At 67.9% G+C, this 25,607-nt stretch carries 21 protein-coding genes; 4 read left to right on the top strand and 17 right to left on the bottom strand.

The features are described from left to right. Window positions 1-17: 17 nt before the first annotated feature. Window positions 18-1,400, top strand: coding sequence for a hypothetical protein (locus tag QMG28_RS17410; RefSeq protein ID WP_281843595.1), 1,383 nt, complete (start codon window positions 18-20; stop codon window positions 1,398-1,400). Between the two features lies 1 nt (window position 1,401). On the opposite strand, the gene QMG28_RS17405 is transcribed toward QMG28_RS17410, so the two are convergent. From QMG28_RS17405 to QMG28_RS17380, 6 genes are all read right to left on the bottom strand, one after another. Further along, window positions 1,402-2,382 carry an FAD:protein FMN transferase gene (locus QMG28_RS17405; RefSeq protein ID WP_281843594.1) on the bottom strand — a complete coding sequence of 327 codons (981 nt, stop codon included), beginning with the start codon at window positions 2,380-2,382 and terminating at the stop codon, window positions 1,402-1,404. Next, the gene (locus tag QMG28_RS17400; RefSeq protein ID WP_281843593.1) at window positions 2,379-4,535 is read right to left on the bottom strand and encodes a NosR/NirI family protein; all 2,157 of its coding nucleotides are present in this window, start codon (window positions 4,533-4,535) and stop codon (window positions 2,379-2,381) included. Before QMG28_RS17400 ends, QMG28_RS17405 begins: the two co-directional genes overlap by 4 nt. Then, the gene (locus QMG28_RS17395; protein WP_281843592.1) at window positions 4,516-5,070 is read right to left on the bottom strand and encodes a pentapeptide repeat-containing protein; all 555 of its coding nucleotides are present in this window, start codon (window positions 5,068-5,070) and stop codon (window positions 4,516-4,518) included. Before QMG28_RS17395 ends, QMG28_RS17400 begins: the two co-directional genes overlap by 20 nt. Before the next feature lie 147 nt (window positions 5,071-5,217). Next, window positions 5,218-7,413, bottom strand: a complete 2,196-nt coding sequence (locus tag QMG28_RS17390) for a xanthine dehydrogenase family protein molybdopterin-binding subunit (protein ID WP_281843591.1) — start codon at window positions 7,411-7,413, stop codon at window positions 5,218-5,220. An 11-nt stretch (window positions 7,414-7,424) separates the two neighbouring features. After that, window positions 7,425-7,886 carry a (2Fe-2S)-binding protein gene (locus tag QMG28_RS17385; protein WP_281843590.1) on the bottom strand — a complete coding sequence of 154 codons (462 nt, stop codon included), beginning with the start codon at window positions 7,884-7,886 and terminating at the stop codon, window positions 7,425-7,427. A 302-nt stretch (window positions 7,887-8,188) separates the two neighbouring features. After that, a complete protein-coding gene (locus tag QMG28_RS17380; protein ID WP_281843589.1) occupies window positions 8,189-8,503 on the bottom strand; it encodes a hypothetical protein in 315 nt (104 codons plus the stop codon). A gap of 104 nt (window positions 8,504-8,607) precedes the next feature. Between QMG28_RS17380 and QMG28_RS17375 the strand changes: the two genes are divergently transcribed. Beyond that, window positions 8,608-8,964, top strand: coding sequence for a Rap1a family protein (locus QMG28_RS17375; RefSeq protein ID WP_281843588.1), 357 nt, complete (start codon window positions 8,608-8,610; stop codon window positions 8,962-8,964). Window positions 8,965-9,020: 56 nt separating this feature from the next. Here QMG28_RS17375 and QMG28_RS17370 read toward each other — a convergent pair whose 3' ends face one another. The 5 genes from QMG28_RS17370 to QMG28_RS17350 are packed head-to-tail and all read right to left on the bottom strand — an operon-like array spanning window position 9,021 to window position 13,164. After that, window positions 9,021-10,319: a cytochrome c gene (locus QMG28_RS17370; protein WP_281843587.1), complete on the bottom strand. Its 1,299-nt coding sequence runs from the start codon at window positions 10,317-10,319 to the stop codon at window positions 9,021-9,023. Window positions 10,320-10,365: 46 nt separating this feature from the next. Next, a complete protein-coding gene (gene soxA, locus QMG28_RS17365) occupies window positions 10,366-11,145 on the bottom strand; it encodes a sulfur oxidation c-type cytochrome SoxA (protein WP_281843586.1) in 780 nt (259 codons plus the stop codon). Then, window positions 11,145-11,609, bottom strand: a complete 465-nt coding sequence (gene soxX / locus QMG28_RS17360; RefSeq protein ID WP_281843585.1) for a sulfur oxidation c-type cytochrome SoxX — start codon at window positions 11,607-11,609, stop codon at window positions 11,145-11,147. The genes soxA and soxX overlap by 1 nt, the downstream gene beginning before the upstream one ends. After that, window positions 11,606-12,886, bottom strand: coding sequence for an NAD(P)/FAD-dependent oxidoreductase (locus QMG28_RS17355; protein WP_281843584.1), 1,281 nt, complete (start codon window positions 12,884-12,886; stop codon window positions 11,606-11,608). The genes soxX and QMG28_RS17355 overlap by 4 nt, the downstream gene beginning before the upstream one ends. Then, the gene (locus QMG28_RS17350; protein ID WP_281843583.1) at window positions 12,883-13,164 is read right to left on the bottom strand and encodes a c-type cytochrome; all 282 of its coding nucleotides are present in this window, start codon (window positions 13,162-13,164) and stop codon (window positions 12,883-12,885) included. Before QMG28_RS17350 ends, QMG28_RS17355 begins: the two co-directional genes overlap by 4 nt. Window positions 13,165-13,372: 208 nt before the next feature. Here QMG28_RS17350 and QMG28_RS17345 point away from each other — a divergent pair, with 208 nt between their 5' ends. Then, window positions 13,373-14,194, top strand: a complete 822-nt coding sequence (locus tag QMG28_RS17345) for a thiosulfate oxidation carrier protein SoxY (RefSeq protein ID WP_281843582.1) — start codon at window positions 13,373-13,375, stop codon at window positions 14,192-14,194. Between the two features lie 9 nt (window positions 14,195-14,203). Here QMG28_RS17345 and QMG28_RS17340 read toward each other — a convergent pair whose 3' ends face one another. After that, a complete protein-coding gene (locus QMG28_RS17340; protein WP_281843581.1) occupies window positions 14,204-15,130 on the bottom strand; it encodes an XdhC family protein in 927 nt (308 codons plus the stop codon). Window positions 15,131-15,273: 143 nt separating this feature from the next. Between QMG28_RS17340 and QMG28_RS17335 the strand changes: the two genes are divergently transcribed. Beyond that, on the top strand, window positions 15,274-15,465 hold the full coding sequence (locus tag QMG28_RS17335) for a hypothetical protein (RefSeq protein ID WP_281843580.1): 192 nt from the start codon (window positions 15,274-15,276) through the stop codon (window positions 15,463-15,465). Window positions 15,466-15,550: 85 nt separating this feature from the next. On the opposite strand, the gene nadC is transcribed toward QMG28_RS17335, so the two are convergent. From nadC to QMG28_RS17310, 5 genes are all read right to left on the bottom strand, one after another. Next, window positions 15,551-16,399: a carboxylating nicotinate-nucleotide diphosphorylase gene (gene nadC / locus QMG28_RS17330; protein WP_281843579.1), complete on the bottom strand. Its 849-nt coding sequence runs from the start codon at window positions 16,397-16,399 to the stop codon at window positions 15,551-15,553. After that, window positions 16,396-17,964: an L-aspartate oxidase gene (locus QMG28_RS17325; protein WP_281843578.1), complete on the bottom strand. Its 1,569-nt coding sequence runs from the start codon at window positions 17,962-17,964 to the stop codon at window positions 16,396-16,398. The genes nadC and QMG28_RS17325 overlap by 4 nt, the downstream gene beginning before the upstream one ends. A 10-nt stretch (window positions 17,965-17,974) precedes the next feature. Beyond that, window positions 17,975-19,027 (bottom strand): quinolinate synthase NadA, encoded by a 1,053-nt coding sequence (gene nadA, locus QMG28_RS17320; protein WP_281843577.1) that lies wholly within the window; start codon window positions 19,025-19,027, stop codon window positions 17,975-17,977. A gap of 661 nt (window positions 19,028-19,688) precedes the next feature. Next, window positions 19,689-23,465, bottom strand: a complete 3,777-nt coding sequence (locus QMG28_RS17315) for a translocation/assembly module TamB domain-containing protein (protein WP_281843576.1) — start codon at window positions 23,463-23,465, stop codon at window positions 19,689-19,691. Next, a complete protein-coding gene (locus QMG28_RS17310) occupies window positions 23,462-25,261 on the bottom strand; it encodes an autotransporter assembly complex protein TamA (protein WP_281843575.1) in 1,800 nt (599 codons plus the stop codon). Before QMG28_RS17310 ends, QMG28_RS17315 begins: the two co-directional genes overlap by 4 nt. Between the last annotated feature and the right edge of the window lie 346 nt (window positions 25,262-25,607).

Here is a 25,607-nt window from a genome sequence, read left to right as displayed (position 1 = left end):
CATTCCCGATCTGGTTCGTGCTGGCGATGACCCTCCTGCGATCTGCCTTTTTTGCCTCTCTTCTGGCCAGCTCCGTCGCGGGCACGCCGGCCTTGTCGGGCCCGCTCGATTGCGCCGGCGCGCTCAGCGATTGTCTGCTGGATGCGGCGCGCGATTCGAGCGATGAGATTGACCGCCCGATCCTGCGCGACGAGGCGCATTTTGCCATCGCCGTGGCGCTGGCCAGGCTCGGGCAACTTGGCCCGGCGCTGGACGAGGCCGGCAGGATCGCCAACGCGGCCACGCTGGCCGAGGCGATGGGTGAGATTTCCGGCGCGGCGGCGCGTGCGGGCGATTTTGACGCCGCCTACGAGATCGCCTTCGCCATGCTCGATGCGCGCAACCGCTCGGCCCGGGTGCAGGCGCTGGAGAATCTGGCCGTCGAACAGGCCGCCGTGGGCGAGGTCGATGCGGCCTTCGAGACGGTGGTTGCCATCGACAATCCCTACCGCCGCTCCGAGGCGCAGGCGGCGATCGCCACATCGGTGGCCCGTTCCGGCGATATCGCGGGCGCGATCCGCGCCGCGAGCCGGATTGCCACCGATTACTGGTTTAGCTCCGATCAGCCCCGTTTCAAGATCGCCAGCGGGCTGGTCTCGCGCTCCGGGGAGTTCGACCATTTCTGGTTTTACGAGGCGCTGGTGAACATCGCCGTGGTTCAGGCCCGCGGTGGCGATATCGTCGGGGCGCTGAAAACGGCCAAGTCCATCCCCGATCAGGGTGGCCGGTCGCGGGCGATGGCGCAGGTTGCGGTGGTTCAGGCCGAAACCGGCGACATTGACGGCGCGCGCGCTACTGCCGGGCGGATCGAGGCGGCCTATGGCGATCAGGAGGCGGTGACCGCCATCGCCGCCGGCCTCGCGATGACGGGCGATGCCGCGGGCGCGCTGGCTCTGGCGCAGGACATCCAGCGCGCCTATGGCGACGGCGCCGCGCTGGTGGCCGTGGCCGCGCAACAGGCGCGGGCGGGCGATTTCGAGGCCAGCCTCGATACCGTTCGCAAAATCGACGTGGTGCAGGATCGGGTGCGTGCGCAGGCGGCGATATCCCGCGAAATTGCGCAAAACGGTCGATTGGACGAAGCGATGACGGTGCTGTCGCAACTGACGGATGCGAAAGACCGGTTCAACACGATGGCCGATATCGCCGCCATGCTCACCCGAGCCGGCGAGGCGGAGGCGGCGCTTGAGATGATCCGCTCCGGCGCCAGCCGGCGCGATATGGAGGATCTTATCGTGCAGGTCGTTCTGACCGAGGCGGATCTGGGCGAGACCACGCAGGCGGTGGAAACCGCGCTGGCGATCGAAGATCCGATGTTCCGCGCCATCGCGCTGGCGGGTATCGCCGAGCGGCAGCCCTAGCCTAAAGCTCGACGCCCGATCCGTCGCGGCGGGTGAGGATCGCGCGTGAGGCGGGGTAGGCGGCCAGCAGCGCCGGGGCCGCGTCCTCTCCGGCCACGTAGATCGCGGTGGAGAGCGCATCGGCCCAGACCGCCTTTGGCGAGATCACGGCCACGCGGCTCAGCCGCATCGCGCTTTCGCCCGTTCGCGGATCGAAGATGTGGTGGCGACCCGCTGCGCCGAGCGGTGTGCCGTAGCCGCCGGAGACCGAGAGCGAGGCATTGGCGAGCGCCACGTCGCGATCCAGCGTGGCGGGGGCGGCGGGATCGACCAGTCCGATGGCGAAGGGGGTGCCGTCCGGCGCCGATCCGAGCGCGCGGGTTTCGCCAAGTTCGATCACCGCATGTTCGAACCCCTCATTGCCGAGAAGTTCGGTGACCCGGTCGGTCATGTAGCCCTGTGCGATGCCGTTGAGGCTGACCGCCATGCCGGTCCTGCCAAGGCGAATGGCGCGCGCCGTCGCGCTCAGCGCGGTGTAATCGACGCGGGCGAGCGTGGCGGTGAGTTGCATCCGGTTCAGCGGCGGTTCACCGGATAGCTTGGCGGCGAAAAGCTGCCACAGCGGCTGGATCGTCGGGTCGAAGGCGCCGCCGCTCTGATCGGCGACCCGGCGGCTCTGGTCGAGCACCTCCAACAGAGCGGGCGAGGGGGCGAGCAGCCCGCCCTCGCGGTTCAGGCGCGAAATCTCGCTCTCGGGGCGGTGGAGGCTGAAAATGTTCTCGAGCCGGTCGATCTCCACCTGCAAACGGTCGATGGCCCGGCGTGCCACCCTCTCGCTGGAATGCCACAGGGTCATGCTGGCGAGGCCGCCGAGCGCGGTGCCGGTCCATTGCACCGGCACCGGCGCGCCCCGGATTGCGCCAAGCCCGAGCGCGCCCAGCGGCAGGGCAAGGCCCGCCGCACAGATGCGCAGCGTGTCGCGGCGGGTGAGGGGGCCGGTCATGTCGTCGCCTCCTTCGGCAGCACCAGCCCGGGCATGGCCGGTGCGGCGGCGGGCTGGCGGGCCGCGCGCTCGCGTTGCTTGCGGGCTTTTGCCAGCGGCGGACAGCGCCGGTCGTCATAGTATTCAACCTGACAATCGAGGCACTGGAAGCATTCGGCCATGACGATCTTGCCCGACCGCTCGATCGCGCGCACCGGGCAGGAGCGTTCGCACAGATGGCAGGGATTGCCGCATTCGGGGCGGCGCTTGAGCAGATCGACCATGTGCAGCCGGTCGAGAACGGCCAGCGCGCCACCGAGCGGGCAGAGGAAGCGGCAGAAGGCGCGTTCGGTGAACAGCCCGATGGTGAGCAGCGCCAGCGCGTAGATCACATAAGGCAGGCCACGCACGAACATGGCGGTGATCGCGGTCTTGAACGGTTCGATCTCTTCCGCCACCGGGGCCGCTTCGGGCGCGAAGACGACGAGAGTAAGGATCAGCCCGAGCGAGAGGTACTTGCCCATCCACAGATGCCGTTGCAGCCTTTCGGGCGGGTTCCACTGGCGCAGCTTCAGGGCGCGCGCGAGGTTGGCCAGCAATTCCTGCAATGCCCCGAACGGGCAGAGCCAGCCGCAGAACACGCCACGCCCGAGCAGCACGAGCGAAATCGCAGTATAGATCGAGAGGATCACGATCAGCGGCTCGGCGAGGTAGAAGGCCAGGCCGAGATCGGCGAAGGGCGCCTTGAGATAGTTGATCAGGTGCACGATGGAAAGCTGCGCGCTGGCGATCCAGCCGATCCAGACCAGCGTGAACAGCAAGAACCCGGTGCGCAGATAGCGGTGCACCCGGCGGTATTGGCTGAGTTTCGCCTGAAAGGTCAGGATGCCGGTCAGAACCGTGAGCGCGGCGGCGAGTATGGCGATCTCGACCCGCGCGTTCACCCATGGCTCGACCCAGACCGGCGGCGGCGTGGGCTCGGGCATCAGGATGTAGCCCTGCGGCAGCGTGTAGTCGAGGCTGGCCAGCACGAAAGGCTCGCGCTGCCCGTCCGGCCGCAGGGCGGTGGCATAGAGATCGGCGCGCCAGGGCTTCATCGGGTCGAAGGCGGCATCTTTGGGCAGCAGCAGGATATCGGCGATCTGTTGGCGCGCGAAGATCACGTCGGACTTGGTGAACTCATAGCTCTGCCTGCCTTGCGTGACGCTCACCCGGTCGAGCCGGAACTGGTTTGAGAGGTTGTTGAGCCGGGTGCCGCGATGATCGTAGACGCCATGCAGGGAGGCTACGAATATCCCCATCGTGCCTTCCGGCGTGCCGTTGATCAGCGTGTCATAGGGCTCCAGCCCGACGCCGTTGCGCCCGATCCTGGGCGGGTTGGCGTAGCCCGCGACGAAGTCGATATAGGTGTTGTCCGGCCCGCCGGTCATCGGCACTTCTGGCAGCAGATCGCCCAGCCCGGCCCGCTCGAGCGCGGCGATCACATCGGCATTCGTCACCCGCGCAATGGCCAGCCCGCCATCTCCGACCAACGCCTCGGGGCTCATCGGCTTGAAATTGATCATGTCGATGGTCGGCTCGGTGACCACGAAATCTTCGGTGCGGTAGCGCAGCACCATGCGGGCGCTCTCCTGCACCGCGTTGCGCATCGCCCGTGCCGAGATCGTCGCCCCGGCCACGAAGCCCGGCTCGATCCGCGTCGCCGCGCCCAGCCGCGCCTCGCCGCCTTCGAGTGCATCGAGAAACATCATCAGCTGTTCCGTCCGCCGCCGGTCGTTCAGCAGGTAGGGTTCGCGGTGAAACAGCACCACCGCGCCGGTGATCGTGCCATCCATCGTTACCCCGGCGACCACGTCGAAGGGCGTGCTCGAGTAGCCGGGCGCCCGCACCACATCGAGGGTCGAGAACACGTAGCCCACCATATCGTCGCCGATATAGGCCTCGGCGGAGACCGGCCCGTCATCCGCGACCATCGCGAGCCGGGTGACGCCGGGATAGATGGCGGCGAGCACCGGCGGCGTGAGGCGGTCGAGCAGCGAGGCGGTGGCGGCCCCGTCCGATTGCGCCCGGGCGGGGGCAAGGATGGCGGAACACAAGAGCGCCGCCAGCAAGGCTGCGGCGAGCCAGAGGCGCCGGAACGGGGCGGTGGTGATATCAGCAATCCGTATCGTCAAAGGATCCGTCCGGCATTTGGGTCTGGCAGAACACGGCCTCGTCGAGCCGCGCCTCAACCATGGTTGCGTCTTTCAGAAACGCGGTGCGCAGATCGGCGCTGCCGAGGTCGGTGCGGTCGAGCCGGGCCCGGCTCAGGTCGGCGGCATAGAGATCGGTGCCGCTCAGATCGGTTTCGGTCAGATCGGCGCCGGTGAGCCGCGCGCCGACGAGGTTTGCGCCGGTCAGGTCGGCCCCGGTCAGGCGGGCCTGCGACAGATCGGCGTAGAACAGGTTGGCGCCGCGCAGATCGGCGCCGCTGAAATCGGCGCCGCTCAGGTCCGCGCCGATGAAACTGCTATAGGACAGCCGCGCCTGGCTGAAATCCGACCCGCGCGCCACCGCCGCCCGGAGATCGGCTTTGACCAGGTTCGCACCCGTGAGGTCGCAGCCGGTGCAGGTGATCGAGCCGCGAAATGCGTTCAGGTCCGCCGGATCCCAACCCCAGGCAGAGGCCGGAAGGCAAATCAGGATCGCTGCTGCCGCAAACCTCTTCACGCTGTCCGTTACACCTGTTGTTGGCACACCCTCCCGAAGCCGGGCCCGGGCATCGCCGGGGAGGGGTGAAGAAGGGGCCCGACAGGCCCCTTCCTTTTGCTTAATTGCGTGCCCGCGGGTGCAGGAGGCAGCCACGGGCCGCTGTCATCAGAGCGCCGCCTGCGACATCGGCGTCGTGCGCACCCGGGTTCCCGTCGCGTAGAAGATCGCGTTGGCAACCGCCGGCGGGGTCGGCGGGCCGGTGGGCTCGCCGAGACCACCCCACCACTGATCCTCCGACATTTCGAGGTGCACCTCGATCTCGGGCGGCGTGTCGGGCATGCGCATCATCTGGTAGGAGTCGAAGTTGGTGTTCACGATCCGACCGTCGCGCAGGACAAGCCCGCCGAACATGGCGTGGCTCAGCTCCCAGATCGCCGAGCTTTCGGCCTGTTCACGCGCCGCAAGCGGGTTGATCACATAGCCGCTGTTGACGAAGTATTGCAGCTTGTCGATGAAGATCTGGCCGCGCCGGCTGACGCCCACCGTGGCCACGCAACCGGCAATGGTGCCGTGGCTCTCGACCACCGCGCAGCCCATGCCTTCGCCATCGCCCATGTCGGTGGTCCAGCCGGATTTCTCCTTCATCGCCATCAACACACGCTGCCAGGGCTCGTTGCCCTCGGTCATCTTCAGCCGCCACTCCAGCGGATCCCAGCCACCGGCCTGCGCCAGTTCGTCGACCATCTGTTCGACGATGAACCCGTTGGAGTTCGCCCCGGGCGCGCGGTGATAACCGATCGGGATGTGGTTCGCCACGGCGCTGTATTCATGCCGCCGGTTGGGCACGAGGTAGGGCATGTTGGCCACACCGCGCTGCGAGAAGACGGGCATCTTCTCTTCGCCGACGAAATGCGTCACCAACGCGGTCGGAAGGCCGTCATCGCCAAGCGCCGCCTTGTAGGTGCCCCAGACCGGGGGGCGCTGCGAGTCTTGCGCGATGTCTTCCTCGCGGCTGCGGATCACCTTCACCGGGCGGCCGACCTCGGCCGAGATCGCGGCGGCCTGACGGTGAACGTCCATGTTGTAGCCGCCGCCGAACCCGCCGCCGAGATAGGTCTGATGCAGGAAGACGTTGGTGGTCTCGCGGCCAAGCTGGTCGGCCACCTCGTTGAGCGAACGCCCGATATCCTGGGTAAAGGTCCAGACATCGACGCGGTCGGCCTTCACATCGGCCACGGCGCAGGGCGGCATCATCGTCGCATGCGCTTCGAAGGGCCGGCTGTAGACCTCGCCTTCCACCAGATTGGCCGCGGCTTCGATCAGCCCCGGAACCGCATCCTGGTTGACGCCGGTATCGAGCCCCTTGCCGATATTGCCGTCCTCGTCGAGCAAGACCATGCCGGGGCTGGAGATCAGGCTCATCGCCTCGGCGGTCATGCTGTCGAAGCTGATCGAGGCGCCACGGCCTTCGTCCCAGACAACCGGCATGACGGCCAGCGCGTTCTTGGCCTGGTACCAGCTTTCGGCCACGACCGCGACGGCGCTGCGCAGATCGGTAAACGACGGCACGTCCTTGGTCTGGACGAGTTCCACCGCGGCGATCACGCCCGGCATGTCCTTGATCGCGTCGAAATCGTAGCTCACCAGTTTGCCTTCCGGCACCGGGCAGGCCTGCACGGCGGCGTAAACCATCCCCTCGACCGTGATGTCGATCGGGTAGGGCGCGGTGCCGTTGGTCTTGAGCGCCACGTCCAGCCGCGGGATGTCCTTACCGAGCAGCCACCAATCGCCATAGGCCTTGATCGCCGGTTCTTCTTCGAGGGTAACGGCGGCGGCGTCTGCGGCGAACTCGCCATAGGTGCCCTGCACCGTGCCCTGTTCTTCGTGCTCGGCCGTCAGATAGCCCTGCTTGGCAACGACCTTCTCCACCGGCACATGCCAGCGGTTCGCCGCCGCGACCCGCAGGCGTTCGCGCGCCGAGGCGCCGGCCTGCATGATGTAGGGGTGACGCATCGACACGGTTGTCGACCCGCCTGTCGAGGTGGTGGTGTAGAGGTTGTTGTTGTTCACGTGGCGGTTCGCGTCGGCGAAGACGTGGCGGACGTTTTCCCACGGAATATCGAGTTCTTCGGCCACCATCAACGGCACGGCGGTAAACGCGCCCTGGCCCATTTCGGTTTGCGGCGTGACGATGCTGACCACGTTATCGGGGTCGATCGTCAGCCAGGCGTTGACCTCGACGGCAGAGCCGTCCGCGGCGGCCCGGGCCCCGGTCGGGATATTGATCCCGATCATCAGCCCGCCGGCGGCGGAGGTGGTGATTTTGAGGAAATTGCGGCGCGTGAAAGTCATCTCATTCATAGCGGGTCTCCTCAAGCTTTGCTGAGTTCAGCAGCGCGATGGATCGCTGCGCGAATGCGCGGATAAGTGCCGCAGCGGCAGATATTGCCCGACATCGCCTTGTCGATCTCGCTGTCGGACGGCTCGGCGTTCTTTTCGAGCAGCGCGACCGCCGACATGATCTGGCCGGACTGGCAGTAGCCGCATTGCGGCACGGTGATCTCCTGCCAGGCGAGCTGCACCGGATGATCGTTGTTTTCCGACACCCCTTCGATGGTGCGAATGGCCTTGCCCACCGCCGAGGCGACCGGCGTGTTGCACGAGCGCACGGCGTTGCCGTCGACGATGACGGTGCAGGAGCCGCATTGCGCGATGCCGCATCCGAATTTCGTTCCGGTCAGGCCGACCTTTTCGCGGATTGCCCAGAGCAGCGGCATCTGCGGGTCGGCATCGACCGAGTAGTCTTGTCCATTAATGTTGAGCGTGATCGCCATAAACATTCCTCCCGTTTGGTATTCTTGGGGGTTGCGAGTGCCTCGGTTCCCCTGGGCGCCTTGCTTTCGGAAAAGTCGGGCCGATAACCGGCCCGTGAAAGGATGGCTTAGGTGACTGAATTTTCCCAAAGTGGCCCGAAACCAGTAGAGGCCAACACAGATGGGCTCTCAAGCGAAATGCCCTGTATTCCCACAATACGTCCTATTGTAAAAACCTATCATGGGTCCGGGCGGCTCTGGTCGGCTGTGCGCAACCCCGAAGCGGCACGTCCGCCGCCCGTCGCCACCGCGCCCGGGCGCGCTCAGGCAGGTTTGCGGGAATAGGTGCAGTACAGCCCGGTATCGCTGCCGTTGTGGTAGAGCGTACCGGCGTTCAGGTCGAACCTGTACTCGCCGAAATCGCCGGTCAGAACGATGAAATCATCGTCCACCGTAAACTGCGCCACGCCGATCTTTTCGACCTCCTGGCTCGCAAGCGTCGTGTCCATCTCGTAGATGTTGAGATCGAACATGCCGGTGCAATTGGCGGTGATGATCTCCGCCGAAGCCGCATTGGGCAGCACCAGCGCCGCCAGGCCCAGAAATGCGGCGCAACTCGTCTTACGCAAATAGGTCATCTCGATACTCCTCGCTGAAATGTGCTTGTCCGGTCGGGCCGTGCCGGGGTTAGACTGGCACGGACGGCGCGGAACTGTCCCGCCGGAAACGGGAAGGGGGGCCTATGGTCAGGATCGCGGCGCTTGCCTTGCTGGGCTTCCTGCCCGGTGCTGCCATCGCGCAGCAGGGCCCCCAGCGGCCCGACTGGCGGTCGCAGACCTATCTGCACACGACCGACGCCGTCGCCATCTGCCTGCGCCGCACGCCCGAGTGGCAGGCTTTCTGCCACGGGCTGATGCAGGGCTATGCCGATTACGCGGTGGTCGAAGGCAAGATCTGCCTGCCTTTCGGCACCACGCGCGAGCAGTTGCTGGAGATATTCACCAGCCCCGAAGTCGTTGTCACCACAGGATATATCGACGACCGCCCGGCCATCGAGACGGCGGTACAGATGTTCATCAAGGCGTTTCCCTGCGAGTGATCCGCCGGCGCCGGTCCTGCGGCGTGCGGGCCGGGGCAGCGGTGGGCGGCGCCGGGTCAATGCCCGGCCTCCGCCGGCTGCATGTCGGTCCAGGCCGGTTCGTCGGTGAAATGCCAGCGCAGATAGGCGGCGACGGCGGCAAGGTCTTCGTCCGACAGCGAGATCGCCTCCATCTTCCGGTTCGACACGCCATAGGGCGGCGCGATGCCCTCGCGCACGACGTGGAACAGGTTTTGCGGCGTCGGCGCGTGCAGCGCATAGGTCAGCCCCAGCGAGATCGGCTGCGTCTCGGCGATGCGCTCCTTGTGGCATTTGGCGCAATTGGCGGCAAACACGTCGCGCCCGGCAAGGAGCGCCGGATCGCTGACTTCCTCGTCAAACAGCGTCCCTTCCGTGCCCGGCCAGTCCAGTGCTTCGGCGGCGGCGATGGCGGCCTCGCGCTCGGCCTCGGGCTGCTCGGGGGTGATCGCGGCGAACCAGGCGGCGATGGCGAACACGTCGTCCTCGTCCGCATCGTAGAGATGATCTGCCACCGAAGTCATCGGCCCGGCGGCGATGCCATGCGGCTCGCTCCAGCCGTCGAACAGGTAATCGGCGTAATCGTCGAGCGTCCATCCCACCGGCGCAATCGAATGGGCGCCGAGCGGCGGGGCCAGCCAGCCCTCGGCTTCGCCGCCCTCGAAGGCGCGCTCGGCGATGACCGCGCCAAAGGCGTTGCGCGGCGAGTGGCAGGCGCCGCAATGGCCGAGCGAGGCGGCGAGATAGGCGCCGTGGTTTTCTTCCTCGTCGAGCTCCGGATCGGGGCTGAACGGCGTGCGGTCGAGGAACAGCAGCTTCCACCCCGCCAGAACCGGCCGGTAGGAGAAGGGGAAGGGCAATTCATTGTCGGTTGCGGGCAAGGCCACCGCGTCGCGGGTCATCAGATAGGCGTAGATCGCGCGCAGGTCTTCGTCGCGGGTCTTGGCAAAGAAATCGTAGGGAAAGGCGGGGTAGAGGTGGTTGCCCTCGCGGTCGAGCCCCTCGGTCATCGCGCGGGCGAAGGCCTCGTAGCTCCAGGTGCCGATGCCGGTTTCCGGGTCCGGCGTGATATTGGTGGAATAGATCGTGCCGAACGGCGTCGGCAAGGCGAAGCCACCGGCGTAATCCGCGCCGCCCGGCGCGGTGTGGCAGGCCGCGCAATCGCCGACGCGCGCCAGAAGTTCGCCGCGCTCGATCTCGTCATCGCTGAACGCATCCGCCGCCGGGGTGGCGATCGGGTCCAGCGCCGGGGCGCTGGTGGCCCAGAAGAAAGCGCCCAGTATCGCCAGCACGACGATCACCGCCACGGCTGCCAGAATTCTGTATACGGTTCTCATCTCTGCTGCTCCTCTCGGCAATATCTTGTCTGTCCGGTTGCCCGCCTCAGCGCCGCACGCCCGGGGCTTCCATCGCAAGCCCTGCGCCACGCTGGGCAAGGTAAAGTTCGAGTGCGACGAATTCGTCCGATCCGCGCGCAAAAGGCTCCGCCCGTACCGATTGCATGCACCATTCGAACATTCGGTGGCGCGAGCCGGCCTCGCTCCACAGCAGGCGGTAGATCGGGAAGGCGTTGATCTGCCCCTGGCTGATCACGTCGCCGCGCAGGCGCTCGCCGGCGTGATCGTCATGGCAATGCAGGCAGGCCAGGTTGAGCTGGCCGCGGCGGGTCTCGTAAATTTCGCGGCCCATGTCGAGATAGGGCAGCGTCTCGTCATTGATCTCCGGGCGCATCTCAAGCCCGCGCGACTGCAGTGAGATCACCGCCGTCAGCGCCAGCATCTCGGGCGCGCTGTAGTCGAAGGGTGTGGCCTGCATCCGCCCGGCCATCTCCGCCTGAATACGCAATTCGAGGTTCATCAGCCGGTCGGCGGCGGGGTCGAATGCCGGGTAGCGCGCGGCAACGCCCCGCATCGCCGTTTCCACCGCGCCGTGGCAGCCGGCGCAGCTTTGCCCCTCCGGCCCCATCGGCTGCTGCCAAAGCGCAAGGCCCTGATCGACAAGAAAAAAGCCGGGGTTCAGAAAGTCGTCGTCCTGAAGCGCCTGCGTTTCCGGCTCCATATAGCTGTAGCCGGACCGTGGCGCATCCTGCGCGGTAGCCAGACCGGGCAGTGCCAAAGCGCAGAGCCATGCGGCCAGCCGCATAAGGGGCCGGGGCGCGGGCATCATTGCGCCGCCTCGTCGGTCAGGGTGAGCAGGAAGGCGACCACGTCTTCAACCTCCTGCGCGCTGTAGATCGTCTGGCCGCGATAGGCCCGGGCCACGCCCGCCAGCCCGTCGAGCGAATAATAGGGCGGCATCATCGTGTCGGGGTTCAGGGTGCGGGCATCGGCGACGCGGGCGCGCAGCTCGCCCGCATCGTAGCGCTCGGCCACGCCGTCGAGCAGCGGGCCGATCTCGCCCATGTCCTTTTCGTCGAGCTGCGAAATCTCGTGACAGATCAGGCAGCTCGCCCGGCCCATATCGCGCAGCAGCGCCTCGCCGCGCGCCGGGTCTCCCGCAACCTCGGTCAATGGCGGCAGGCTTTGCGCGCCGGCGGCAGCGGCTCCCGACAGAAACAGGCCAATGGCCGCACCCGGCCATCGGATGTGCCCGTGCCTTCGGGCGACCGGCACCGATCCTTCCGTCACGCCCCGAACAGCTCCTGCGTGATGCTGGCATACCAGCCGCGGGCGTAATCGGCCTCGTCCCGGCGCAGCTGCGGATGATCGCCCGCCTCGCTCGTGCCGCCGGTGCCGGGCAGGCTGGAAAGGCGGTTGTCATCGTCGCTTTGATAGACGCCGGCCACCGAGATGCCGTAATCGGGCGCGACGAGGCTGTAGCAGGTGTTCATCAGATAGCCCCGCTCCGGCGCGTTGCCCGCCAGCAGCGTGGCGATGGCATGGGCGCAGACCTTGCCCTGCGTCGCGGCGGAAAAGCCGCTCTTGGGCATGTCGCCAACAATCGCCGCGTCGCCGATCACATGCACATTCTCCGCCTCGCGGGATTCGAAGGTCAGCCCGTCGATCTCGCACCACATCCCGGTGCCGGTCAGCCCCGCCTCCAGCGCGATCGAGGCCGCGCTTTGCGGCGGGATCAGGTTGATCACATCGGCGCTGAAGCTTTCGAAATAGGTGTCGATCCGTTTCGCCCCGGCGTCGATCTCCTTCAGCCCGCCATGTTCGGCGAAGGGGATGAAGCTGATCATCCCGGGATAGAGCGCCTGCCAGCCGGCCATGAACAGGCCCTGCTTGGAAAACTTGTCCTTGCCGTCGACGATCAGCACCTTGGCCGTCGGGTTGTGCTGGCTGAGGTAATGCGCGATCAGGCTGGCGCGCTCATAGGGGCCGGGCGGGCAGCGGAACGGGTTGTCGGGCGGGGCGATGATCACCGTGCCGCCCTCGGGCATGGCCTGAATCTGGTCGCGCAAGAGCAGCGTCTGCGCGCCGGCCTTCCAGGCATGGGGCAGGGTCTCGGCCACATCGGCGGAAACGCCGGGCAGGGCGTCCCAGCGGAAGTCGATCCCCGGCGAGACGATGGCCCGGTCATAGCTCAGCCTATCGCCCGATTGCAGCACCACCTCGCGGGCCGCCGGGTCCAGCGCCGTGGCGGGATCGACCCGCACATCCACCCCTTCGCTCCGCAAGGCGTCGTAGGAAAAGCGGATGTCGGAAATGTCGCGCAGGCCGCCGATCACCAGGTTGGAAAACGGGCAGGTGGTGAACTCCGCCGCGTCCACCAGCAGCGTGACGCTGATGCCGGGCGCCACCCGGCGCAGCGTGCGCGCCGCCGAGGCGCCGCCAAAGCCGCCGCCGATCACCACCACATGCCCGCTGCTCTGTGCGTAGAGGGGCGCGGCCAGAAACGGGCTGCCCAGCGCGGCCCCGGTTATGCCGATTGCCTGGCGGCGGGTCAGGTCACGTGTCATTGCGCCGGTGCTCCGAGTGACGAGAAGTAATCGGCGATCCCGGCGATATCCTCGTCGGTGAGCGGGCCGGTAAGGCGGCTCATGATCGTGCTTTCGCGGGTGCCGTCGCGAAACCCGGTCAACGCCGCCGACAGATCGGCAGCCGGTTCACCGGCAAGGCGGGGAATCGCGCCCGACCCGATGCCGCCCGGGCCGTGGCAGGTGGTGCAGGATTCGGCGGTGATCGTGGAGGGAACGCCTTCGGCCACGGCGCCCGAACCCCCGGTCGCGAGAGCCAAGCCAGCGCCTAATGCCATACAGACAAAGCGATTTCGGCGATGATCAATCATCAAATCCTCCGTCCTTTCGGTTCACGATAGACGGGACGGCAATTGGAGAAGCCAATCTAAGAGATTTGAAAAGGCATCGTGCGGTCGTTTACGATTGTCCTGGCCGATATCCGCCCGCGCGATGGCGCGCGGCGCTGGCCTGACTGGAGGCAGATTGTTGAAAGACCCGCTGGGCCATATGGCCAACCGCTCGTCCGCCGCCTGGTCGCGCCGCGCCGTGCTCGGAGCCGGGCTTGCTTTATGTGGCCTGCCGGCGCGCGCCGATGACGAGGACGTGCGCGCGGCGATGAGCGAGGATTTCGGGACAACCGGTTTCGAGCCGGGCCGGATCGAGATCATCATGCCGGAGTTTTCCGATTCCGGCAGCTCGGTGCCGATGGAGCTTTACGTGCCCTCGGCGATGACGCCGGAGGATTATCCGCGTGTCGTGCGTGTCTACGCCGCGCGCAATCCCCGGCCACGGGTTGTGGCGCTTTATTTCACGCCCGCCTGCGGCGAAGCCCGGATCGAAACGCGGGTTCGGCTGGGCTCGTTTCAGGATGTGATCGCCGTGGCCGAGATGGCGGATGGCGAGCGGTTCCAGGCCGTGCGTCGGGTGAACGTCACCTACGGGGCCTGCGAGCAGGCCATCGCCAACGATCAGTTTCCGCCCGGCTGGGAGCCGAGCATCCGCACCAGCGTGCCCGAACAGGCGGCGCCGGGCGAAATCTTCACCGTGCGCACCATCATCGGCCACCCGATGGAGAACGGGTTGCGCCACAATTTCCGTGGCCTGCTGATCCCGGTGCGGATCGTCGAGCGGTTTACCTGCCGGGCCGGTGGCGAGGTCGTGTTCAGTGCCGAACTGGAGCCGGCAATCGCCGCCAACCCCTATATCGCATTCAATCTGCGCCTGTCCGAAAGCGCCGATCTGGATTTCGAGTGGGTCGACACCACCGGCGAGGTCTATACCCGCAGCGCCCGTGTCGAGGTGGGGTAGGACGCGCCGCTACCCCTGATGCGCCAGCACCTCCGCCAGTACGCTGACGGCGAGGGTGCGCGCGTCGCGGGCGGAGGGGACAAGCCCGATCGGGCCTTTCATCCGGGCAAATTGCTCCGGCGCCAGGCCGAGCGCCTCCAGCTCGAATTCGCGCGTCTGGCGGGCGCGCTGGCTGCCCTGGGCGCCGATATAGAAGGCGGGCGTATCCAGCGCGGCGGCGATGATCGGCGGCTCCCATTCATGATCGTGGAAGAACAGAACCACCGCCGTGCGCCGGTCCGGTGTGAGGTCGCCGGGGAAGCGGGCCGAGACCAGATGGCGCGTCGCGCAGCCCGCCGCCCGGGCCACGTCGAGGGTTTCCTCGTCCGGTGACAGCACGGTATTGGGAAAGCCCGCCGACTGGGCGAGGGCGGCGAAGGTGCTGGCCTCGGGGCCCTTGCCGAAAACCAGAAAGGCGATCTCGGGGTCGATGCGCACCCGGAAGCGCGTGCCGGACCAGCCGGTCTCGCCGTCATCTGCGAGGCTGAGCGTGCCGGTTTCGGGGTTGGCCTCCAGCGTGCAGGCCTCGCGCGCGGCATGGCGCGCCTGCGCCTCGGCCAGCACGCCAGGATCGGGGTTGGGGATCAGCAGAATGTCGAGCCCGCCGCCGCAGGGAAGCTGAATATCCTTGAACGGCGAGCCGCGCCCATAGAGGACGCGCCGCGTGGCGCTGGCGTCGCGGGCCTCTTCGGCATGGAGCGCAATATCGGCCTCGACGCAGCCCGACGACAGGCTGCCCACCCGCCTGCGGCCCTCCAGAACGGCCATCATCGCGCCGAGCGGGCGATAGGAGGGGCCATCGACGCCGACGATGATCGCCAGCGTGCCCGGCGCCCCTTCGGCCAACGCGGCAATCGGCCGGGTCGTGGAGGTGAAGTTCAGCGCGTCGAGGTCCATCCGGTCCTGTCCTTCCCGTGAAAACGGTCCGATCTTATCCTTTCGCCGCCGCCGGGCAAGCGCGGAGATCGGCTGGCTCAAAGCTCGGACGAAGCGTCGATCGGCCCTTCGCGCTGGGCATAGGCGATCATCCGCGCCACCGAATGCACGCCCAGCTTCCGCATCAGGTTGGTGCGGCCTTCGCCGCCGCCTTCGACGGCTGGGTCGACACGCTGTCGGATGTTGCGGGCAAGCTGCCGCTGGTCGGAGACATGGCGCAGGACGCCATCGCCGCGGCGGCCGATGTGCTTGCCATCGACGTGATCATCCCCACCGATGTGTTCGACTTCGTCTGATCCGGACCGGCGCGGAAACGACATCGGGGTCCGCAGGGGCCCCGATTAGCCTGTGGTTGAGAGATGTCGGCCCCGCCGGGGCGGATCAGAAGTCGAGCCCGATATCGAGCGTGCGGGCGGAGTGGGTCAGCGCGCCGGACGAGATGTAGTCGACCCCGGTCGCCGCCACTTCGGCGATGCGCTCCAGCACCATGTTGCCCGAGGCCTCCACCACCATACGGCCCGCAACCATCTTCACCGCCTCGCGGATTGTCGGCGTATCCATATTGTCGAGCAGCGCCACATCTGCCCCGCCGACCTCAAGCACCTCGGCGAGCTGGTCGAGCCGGTCGACCTCGATCTCGACCTTCACCATGTGGCTGGCGGCGGCCTTGGTGGCCTCCAGCACCGCGCGCACGCCCCCGGCGGCCGCGATGTGGTTGTCCTTTATCAGGATCGCGTCGGACAGGCTGAAGCGGTGGTTGAAGCCGCCGCCATGCAGCACCGCGAGCTTTTCGACGGTGCGCAGGCCCGGCGTGGTCTTGCGCGTACAGGTGATCCGGGCATCGGTGCCGCGCGTCTCGGCCACGAAAGCGGCGGTCATGCTGGCGGTGCCTGAAAGCCGCCCGGCAAAGTTCAGCGCCACCCGCTCGGCCGACAGGATCGAGGCGGCGGCGCCCTCGATGACCATCAGCGTCTCGCCCTTGCGGCAGGGCTGGCCATCGGCCACCAGCGTCTCCACCGTCAGGGAGGGATCGACGAGGTGAAAGGCGATACGGGCGATCTGCATCCCCGAGACCATGCCATCGGCGCGCGCGTTGAGCCGGGCGGTGTAGCGCACATCGGCGGGAATGACGGCGCTGGTGGTGATGTCGCCGTATTGGCCGAGGTCTTCCATCAGCGCGGCGCGCACGACGGGTTCCAGCACGATATCGGGCAGGGTGGCGTGGGTCATCTTGTCTCCTCGACGCAGGCGGCGCGGATCTTCTGCGCCTCGTTCAGTGTCATCCGGCTGCGCCGGGCCTGTGCCGGGTCGCTTTCAGGGTAATCGGTGCGGTAATGGCCGCCCCGGGATTCGCGCCGCTCCAGCGCAGAGGCGGCGATCAGCGTGGCGGTGGCGCACATATTGGCGAAGGTGACCGAGGATGCTTGGGCGCGTTCCAGCGCGTCGATCCGCGCCAGCGCCGATCCGAGGCCCCCGGCGTTGCGCAGCACGCCCACCTTGGCGGTCATCGCCTCGCGCAGCGCCTGCAGCGCCTCGGGCGCATAGCTGTCCGAGCCATCCTCGGGGAAGGCGAGATCGACCGGCGGCGCGGTGCCTTCGGCCACCACGGCGGCGATATCGCGCGCCGCGAGCCGGGCATAGACCAGCGCCTCCAGCAGCCCGTTCGAGGCCAGACGGTTGGCCCCGTGCAGCCCGGTCGAGGCCGCCTCGCCGCACACCCAGAGCCGGTCAAGGCTGGCGCGGCCCTGCATGTCGGTCTCGATCCCGCCCATGTGGTAATGCGCGGCGACCGCGACGGGGATCGGCTCGCGCGCCGGGTCGATGCCGTTGCGCAGGCAGGCTTTGGCCACGGCGGGAAAGCGGGTGAGGATCTCGGCGCCGATGGCCTCGCGCGTATCCAGCGCCGGGCGGCGGTCGGCCTGCGTTTCGGCAAAGATGCCGCGCGCCACGATATCGCGCGGGGCAAGCTCGCCGCGCGGATCAATCGCCAGCATGAAGCGCTCGCCCGCCGAATTGACCAGATGCGCGCCCTCGCCGCGCAGCGCCTCGGTGGCGAGCGGGGCAGGGTCTTCGCCCACGTCGATGGCGGTGGGGTGGAATTGCACGAATTCGGCATCGGCGATCACCGCCCCGGCCCGCGCCGCCAGCCCGATCACCTGGCCGCGCACCCGGGGCGGGTTGGTGGTATGAGCATAGAGCCCGCCCGAACCGCCGCCCGCCAGCAGCACCGCCGGGGTGCGGATCAGCACCGCGCCGCTCTCGCGGTCGGAGGCGCGCACCCAGACCCCGGTGACGGCGCCGTTTTCGACCTCAAGCCCGGTCGCCATGCTCTTTTCGCAGACCTGCACCGAGGGCGTGGCGCGCACTGCCGCGATCAGCGTTTGCATGATCTGGTGCCCGGCCTGATCGCCCTGAACCCGCACCACGCGCGGCGCGCTGTGGGCCGCTTCGAGGCTCATCACATAGCCGCCCTCGGGGGTGCGGTCGAAGGGCGTGCCCTTTTCGGTGAGATCGACGATATGCTCGCGGGCATGGGCGGTGACCATCGCCGCCACCTGCGCATCCACCGTGCCCGCCCCGGCGCCGACCGTGTCGGCGGCATGGGCTTCGGCGCTGTCGCTGAGGTCCATCGCGGCGGCGATCCCGCCCTGCGCCCAGGCCGAGGAGGCGCCTTCGCCAAGGTTTTCCGGCGAGATCATCAGCACCGGGCGCGGCGCCAGTTCCAGCGCGGCATAGAGCGCGCCGAGACCGGCGCCGACGATGACGATGCGGCTGGTTTCGACGACCGGGCTCATTGGCCGATCCTCAAAGCCCGAGCTCCCGGCTGAGGTCGATCATCCGCTGCACCGCGTGGCGGGCCTTGTCGGCCACGTCCGGATCCACCGTCACTTCCATCACGCCCGCATGCAGCGACCACAGGATCTTCTCCAGCGTGATCTTCTTCATATAGGGGCACATGTTGCAGGGGCCGACGAAATCGACATCCGGCAACTGGTCGGCGATGTTGGAGGCCATCGAGCATTCGGTCACCAGCATCGCGTGTTCGGGGCGCTCGCGGGTCACGTAATCGAGGATGCCGCTGGTCGAGCCGGAAAAATCGGCTTCGGCCACCACTTCCGGCGGGCATTCCGGATGCGCGATCACGCGGGTCGAGGGGTGCCATTCGCGGAAATCGCGGATGTCCTGCGCCGTGTATTGTTCGTGCACGATGCAGGAGCCGGCCCACCAGACGACGTTTTTTTCCGGCACCATGTTGGCGACGTTCTGCGCCAGGAACTGATCCGGCGTCATGATGATCGTCTCTTCCGGCAGCGCGGCGACGATCTGCGCCGCATTGGCGGAGGTGCAGCAGATATCCGACGCCGCCTTCACCTCGGCGGTGGTGTTGACGTAGGAAACCACCGGCGCGCCGGGATATTTCGCGCGCATCTCGGCCACGCCCTCGGCGGTGATGCTCTCGGCCAGCGAGCAGCCGGCTTCGAGGTCGGGGATCAGCACCGTCTTGGCGGGGTTCAGGATTTTCGAGGTCTCGGCCATGAAATGCACGCCGCACTGGACGATGATATCGGCCTCCACCTCGGTCGCGGCGATGGCAAGCGCAAGGCTGTCGCCCACCACGTCGGCGACGCCGTGGTAGATCTCCGGCGTCATGTAGTTATGCGCCAGGATGACCGCGTTCTTTTCCTTCTTGAGCGTGTTGATCGCCGCCACATAGGGGGCGAACACGGCCCAGTCGGCCGGGCTGATCACCCGGTCCATGCGCGCGTAGATATCTGACATCTCCGCCGCCAGCTCCGGATTGGGGGCAAGGTCATAATGGAGCGCAAGCTCGTCGCGCATTCTGTCAAAGTCGAACATGTCTGTCTGTTGGGCGCCTCAGGGGCACCCGGTCCCGCCGTTTTGTGACAATCGAGAGACAATTGGCCCCGGAAACCGGAAAGATCAAGCTGTCATGGTCGATTCCCTCGCGCGGAAAAGGCGGTGCAGGGGGCGTGCCTGGACCGCTTCCGGGCGCGGCTCGGGGCTGCGATCTGGCCTCATTGTCCGGATTGGTATCTGTGTGAAGCGCTCCCGCAGCTTACGGCGGTCGCCCCGGCCTGCGTCCACTCTGTAGGTCTCCCCAAGAGCGCTCCGCCCGGTCGGGGCGATCCCGCTCGCCAGAATTCATCGCTCGGACCGATCCATAATTGCCCGTCGCCCGGCCTTGCGACCATCGGGCGGGGTCCGTCTTCGGCCTCCGCTCCTCCTGACGATGCAATATTGTTGCACGAATCCGCGCCTGGTGCATTGACCGCCGTCAACCGGGCGCTCCAAAGGTGTTTCGCGGGTGAAATTTATCGCATCCTGAGATTGTATTTTGAGCCGATAGCGCAATTATGCGCTGCGGCGTGCGAATCGCGCCGTGGTGTTTGACGAGTGTCGATAGTGTCCGGATCGGCAATTCGGCCGCTCCAGCGGATGGGCTGCGCCCCGCCGCTGTCGCGGTACGGAAGGCCGGTCCGATGACACCCCGCGCGCCTCAGTAATCCTTCTCGAAAAAGATCCCGATCCCGGTATTGCCATCGGACGACACGCTGCCCTTGGCGGTGATGTTGGGCGTGAGCGTGAGGTTGAGGTTGATCTCGGCCTGTCCTTCGGCCCCCACCGTCACATCGGTGTAGATATTGTCCGAAATATAGGTGCCCGCCCTCACCGCCAGCTCTCCGTTCTCGTCGGTGGTGACGTCGAGATCGTCCAGTCCGAACCCCTCGCGCAGCCGCCCGATCGTGCCCGCGCCGCCCTTGCCCGAGAGCGTGGCGATGGCCGAGGCAAGCTTGAGCGCCTGAAACGCCGAGATTTCGTCGAGGCCGCGGCCAAAGACCAGCCGGGCGAGAATCTCGTCTTCCGGCAGATCGGGCGAGGAGGTGAAGGTGACGCTCGGGTCGGAGGCGCGCCCGTCGAGCGCGATCCGCACCGTCACGTCCTCGGCCTGAGTTTCGGCGAGGAAATGCAGGTTCGGGTCGAGGTTGCCCTGCAGGCTGGCGGTGCCCTCTTTCAGCACCAGACGGTTGCCGAGCAGATCGAGCCGCCCGCGGATCAGGCTGAACCCGCCCTCGGCGATCACATTGGCGGTGCTGCCGCCAAGGCGCAGGCTGCCGCCAAGCTCTGCATCCAGCCCGCGCCCGCGGATGAACACCGCATTGGGCGCCGAGACGGTGAGATCGAGGCCATAGACGGCGCCGCCACTGCCGCCGCCACCGCCGCCAAGCTGGCCCGCCCGCGCCCGGGTGGCACGCACATCGGCGGGCTCGCCGACATGTTGCAGCCCCTCAAGGCTGCCATCGGCGCCAAAGCCGGTCTCGGGGATCTGCAGTTCGACATTCAGCAACTCCACATTGCCCGCGATCATGGCCCCGCCGGTGAGCGGGCCGCTGAGCGTGATCTGGCCCCGGCTGCGTATGTCATAAAGGCTCGGGTCGGTCAGGCTGAGATTGCGGAAGGCGATGGCGAGGTCGGCCGGGTAGGGGGCGCTGAGTGCCACCGGGCCGGTCACCGTCACCCGCCCGGTGGTGGAGGAGCGCGCGGTCACGTCCAGCGTGGCGCGGCCGCCGGCGATTTGCACAGTGGCGCGGACCGGATCGAAGGCGATGCGGAACGTGGGCAGCGAGGCGCGGGCAGCTTCGGTGGTGACGGTACCGCTGAGCGAGGCGAGCGCCAGCGGGCCGGTCAGCCTGAGATCGTAGGCCGCCATGCCCGAAAGCTGACGCGGCGCGATGAAGCCGTTGGCCAGCGCCAGCGGCGCGCGGCCCGACAGCGCCAGATCGCCCCGCGCGCCGTCGGCGGCGAGGGTGCCGCTGGCGCGCAGCGTGGTGCCGCCGGGGCCGGTGCCCTCGGCGCCGATCTGCCAGCCATTGTCGCCCAGCGTGGCGGTGCCGTTTGCGGTGAAGGCGCCGGGCAGGCCGGGCACCAGCATGGCAAGATCGTTGAGCCGGGCGCTGGCCTCGATCCGGGGCAGGCCACCCGCCGCCGTGCCGGTGGCGCTGGCGGCAAGGTCGGGCGTGGTCAGCTCGAAAGTGTCGATGAACAGCGTGCCCCCGGCATCCTGCCGGAGCGCGAAGCTGGCCCGGCTGGCGCCGTCGATCAGGCTGTCCAGCGTGCCAAGGCCGAAGCCCAGATCGCGCCCCCTGGCCTCGCCGGTGAGGTCGAAGGCGCCCGTCGGCACGTCGTAGCTGCCCGAGAGCGACAGCTTGGCCCCGCCCGTCATGCCGCGCCCCACAAGGCCGGAATAGACTGCGAGCCGGGCAATCTCGCCGCTGGCCTCGCCCTCGATCGTGCCGGGGCCATCCGGGCCAAGCTCGATGTTGCCGGTGAAGTCCAGTACCGCATCGCCCGGCGCCTCGCCGGCAAGTTCGACCGCCCAGACCTCGCCCGTCTGCTGCGCCGTGCCTTGCAGGTGCAGCGCACCCTCCAGTTCGTCCGCCACCAGCGTGGCGTCCGGCAGATCGAGCATTGCCTCGATCCGGCTGTCTTCGGAGGTGAGCAGCCCGCTGGCCTCGGCGCGCGCGCCGGGCGCCTCGATGGCGAGCCGCTCGATCTTCGTGCCGGTCTCGTCGCGCATGGCGGCGAGGCTGAGGCTGGAGGCCCCGGCAAAGAGCCGGTCAAGCTCGGCGATGCCGATGCCCAGATCCTGCGCCGTGCCCGCGATTTCCACGTCGAACGGGCCGCCGGGCAGGGCCATCTCGCCGGTCAGCCGCAGGTTCGCCGCGCCGGTCAGGGCCTGGCCGGTGGCCGGGGCGAAGCGCGCCAGATCGCCTGCCGTCAGCGTGACATCGCCACTTGCGATGAGGTCGAGCTTGTCCCAGTCGGTATCCAGAGTCAGCGCGCCGGTGAGGCCGTAATCGGGGCCGCTGAGGGCGATATCGGTGAGGGCGAGCGGTGCGTTGGTGCTGCGGGAAAAGTTGAGGCTGCCCGCGAGGCTTTCGCCCAGCATCCCGGCGCCCTGCGGATCGTCGGCCACGATCCCGCTTGCCCGGATCGCCGCGCGGCCTGCGAGGTTGGGGAGCGCCCCGGTGCCGCCCGGCTCCAGCGTGCCGCCCGCGCCGAGGGCGATGGAGGCAATCCCGATCCCGGGGCGGGCGAGGTTGAGCAGCGCCAGCCGCGCGCGCCATTCGTCGCCCGTAGCGCTGTCATAGTCGAAGCTGATCTCGGCCCGCGTGAGCCGGGTCTGCGGCCCGCTCATCGGCAGGAGCACCGGCGCGCCGTCTTCGGCGGCGATTGTGCCGGTGAGTGCGGCGCGCTCGGGCCAGCCATTCGCCCCGATCACCGCGCTGCCGGTAAGGTCCAGCGCATCGGTGGCGATCTCGAAGCCCGACAGCATGAGCCGCCCATCGGCCTCGCGCTGCCCGTCCACCGTGAGCTGCACATCGGTGCCGAAAAAGGCGCGGTATTCCTGCGCGAAGAGCGGGCTCGGGTCGCCCGCCAGATCGGCGTGGAAGCCAAGCGGCGCGCTGGCCGCCTCGGCCCCCGCCGCCGGGGTGCCGCGCGCCAGCGTGAGGTTGCCTGCAAGCCGGTCGGCCCCGTCGGTCGCCAGCGTCAGATCGGCGTCGAATGCGTCGACCGGGCCGGTGCCCGCGAGGGTGAGCGCCAGCGGCGGCCCGCCGGGCAGGCCGGTGAGCGTGGCGACGATCCCATTCGCCCCTTCGGTCAGATCAAGATCGAGCGATAACACCTTGTCGTTGTTTGAATAAGCAGCGTCGATGGTAAAGCGCCCCTCGGCCCCGTCGATACGGGTGAGCGCCATCTGCGCCTCGCCCGCGCCGCCATCGAGCCAACCCGCCCCGTCGAGCGACAGCTCCGCCGCCACCCCCAGAACCGGTGCGCCCAGCACCACGCGGGCCGCGCTGATCGCGCCGATATTGATCGAGACCGGCAATTCCGGCAGCGCGAAATCCGACACTTCCGCCTGCGGCCCGTCCGACACGGCCACCGGGCGGCGGCTGATCTCGATCGTGTCGGCGCTGAGCGCGTCGATGGCCAGCCGCCCGGTGAGCAGCGCCGAGCGTGTCCAGTCCAGTTCGGCCCCGGTGAGCGTCAGCCAGACGCCCTCGTCATCGGCAATGGTCAGCCGCTCCATCGTTGCATGCGACGAGAGCGCACCGGCAAAGCCCGTCACCTGCACGTCGCGCCCGGCGGCGGAGAGGTTCTTTTCAAGCCAGTTTTCGAGGAAGGTCTTGTCGTCCGTTTCACTGTCCTGCGCCAGAAGCGGCAGGGCGATCAGCGCGGCGAGCGCGAGGAGAAGGGCGCGCAGCGGTCTCAAAACGATTGCCCGATGCCGAGGTAAAGCTGCGCCCCGTCCGCGCCGGGGCCGGAGACGGGCAGCGCCACGTCGAGCCGGATCGGGCCGAGGCCGGTATAGTAGCGCAGGCCCACCCCCGCGCCGATCTGGGTGCCGCCGCCGCCATCGAGGAAACTGGCCGCGCCGAGCGTGCCGATATCGGCAAAGCCCACCAGGCCGATCGTGTCGCTTACCCGGTAGCGCAGCTCGCCCGATGCACCCAGAAAGGCCCGCCCGCCAATCGTGTCGCCGCCGCCGATGTCGATCCCGAGCGACTGATAGGGAAAGCCCCTGACCGTGCCGCCGCCGCCCGAGAAGAACAGATAATCCGGCGGCACAGCCGTGGCATCCGCGCCGATCACGCTGCCGACGAGCACACGGCCGGCGAAAACGAACCTGTCTTCCGCCAGCCCGTAATAGGCCCGTCCGTCGAGCCAGGCGCGCGCGCCGGTGATGCCGCTGGATATATCGTGAAACGGCTCCAGATCGGCATTGAGGTAAAGGCCCGTGCTCGGATCGAGCTGCGAATTGCGCCCGTCCCAGGTGAGCGTGCCGGGGGCGGAGACCAGCGAAAAGCGCCGGGTGCCAAGATCGTCGCGGTAGATCGCGTAATGGTAGGCCAGCCCCAGCTCGCCATCGAGCCGGGCGGAAAACCGGCGATGCACGCCGAAACTGCCGCCGCCCTGATAGAGCCTGAAGGCCGGGTCGTCGGTATATTCGGCGTCGAGGGTGACGAAGGCGTCGGTATCGGTGCCGAAGGCGGCGGGGATGTCGAGCCGGGCGGCGAGGGTGGCATCCATGCCCGGCAAGGTGCCGTCGATGCCGGAAATCTCGGCGTCGATCCGCAGCCGCTCGGCCCCGCCAAGCAGGTTGCGGTGCAGCCAGTAGCCCGAGACGGCAAGGCCGTCGAGCGATTGCAACTCCACCCCGAAGCCGAAGCGGCGCGGCTTTTCGTCGGCTACGGAAAGGGCAATATCCATCCTGTTGCCGGGGCCGAGCACCTCGGCCTCGGTCAGCGAGACCGACGAGAAGGCGCCGGTGCGCCGCAGCCGCTCGGCCACGAGAGCGAGCCTTGCGGGCGAGAAGATCAGGCCGGTTCTCAGCCCGGCGATGCGGGCGATCCGCTCGGCGCGCACCGCCGAGGGCGTAAGCTGGACGAGATTGCCGAACCGCACGATCGGGCCGGGGGTCAGGCCCACCTGGGCGTCAAGCGTCGCGTCGCGGTGATCGGCGGTGATGCTCTGGCTGGTCACCGCCGCCTTGGCCCGGCCCGCGTCGCGCCAATCCTCGACGGCGGTGGAAACGGCGCCCTGGATTGCCGTTGAGCGGGCAATGGCGCCGGAGCGGAAGTCGGTGGCCGGGCTGGTGCCCGGCGCCAGCGGCAGGATCTCGGCCTTGTCGAAGCGGAATTTCGGCCCCGGCGTCACGTTCACCTGCACCCGCCCGATACGCGCAGGCGCGGCGAAGGGCGAAATCCCGGCGGCTTCCTGCCCGTCGACGAGGATGTGGATCACGCCGCCATAATGACCCTCGGAATAGAGCGCATTGAGCAGGCGGCCATAATCGGCGCGGGCGGCGGCGAGCACGTCGCGCGGGTCGGTATCGGGGTCGCCCTGCTGGGTGGCGAGGAGCGAGGCGCTTTCGAGCGCGGCGGCAACGCGCGCATCGTCGCCCCCGACCGCGAAATCGAGCCGGTCGAAGGCCGGTGCCGCTGCCGCGCTGAGCGCCAGGGCGGCGAGAAAGCCCATCGCCGTCGTCAACCTGTTCGCGCGCATCATGGCCTGCTCCGATTGGCACCAGCAACGTTTCGGGCGGCCCAGAATCCGCAGGTCTTCTGCCGCCAACCGCGTACTGGCGCGCCGGTGCTGCCGGTCGATGTGCCTGTGAACCGGGGCACGGCGAAATGCGCCGCTGAACGCCCGGAATTTCCCCCATCGACCGAAAGCATCCCGGCGCGGCGCGAGGCCGCCGTGCCCGTCTGTCTGGTCCTGTCAGTCAGAGTAGAGCGAAACGCGCGGGGCGGAAACAGCAATTCGCCGGGGCCGGGCCGCATGGGCGGATTTTGCCGCTTGCCGTGGGTGCGGATGCGCCACCGCACCGCGCCCGTGCGATGGCGTCATGAGC

Source organism: Sinisalibacter aestuarii (assembly GCF_027923545.1).
In the GTDB taxonomy this organism is placed as follows: Bacteria; Pseudomonadota; Alphaproteobacteria; order Rhodobacterales; family Rhodobacteraceae; genus Sinisalibacter; species Sinisalibacter aestuarii.
This window is presented reverse-complemented; position numbering and strand designations above follow the sequence as displayed.